Annotated in this window: 1 pseudogene; it reads left to right on the forward strand. The window is 60.9% G+C overall.

Going from position 1 to position 465, the window contains the following annotated elements:
• Positions 1-226: 226 nt before the first annotated feature.
• Positions 227-465, forward strand: a pseudogene (locus ACU8YE_RS24935) (transposase); the annotation flags it as partial.

Raw genomic sequence — 465 nt, forward strand, 5'->3', positions numbered from 1 at the left:
TCACGATACCGTGCGGCGGGGCAATCCTGATCCCCCCACGCCTGGATACGGTCGATCGCGATCTCGGGCGCCGGGTGCTCCGCTAACATGCCTCCATGTCTCGGCAAGCAACTTTAGATCAAGCAATCTAGAATATCGTGGTAGCCAACTCATTGCAATGCGGCGCGTTGTGAGGTCGGACGGAATGCGTGGAGGCCAACGGGTTAAGCAGCGATCCGATTCAGATAGAAGCGCTGTCGAATACGCCCGCTACGAGGACCGTAAGGTGCTCGCCGCAGCGCGGCGTCCGATCTACGCGGCTGCCAGCGAAGAGACGGCACGGCAGGCGCTGCAAGACTTCGCCGACGGACCTTGGGGCGCGAAGTATCCGACGATCGTGCATTCGTGGCAACGCGCGTGGGAGCACGTCGTGCCGTTCTACGTATTTCCGCCGGAGATTCGGCGGGTCGTTTATACGAACTCGAT

This window comes from Ralstonia sp. VS2407 (assembly GCF_052950655.1).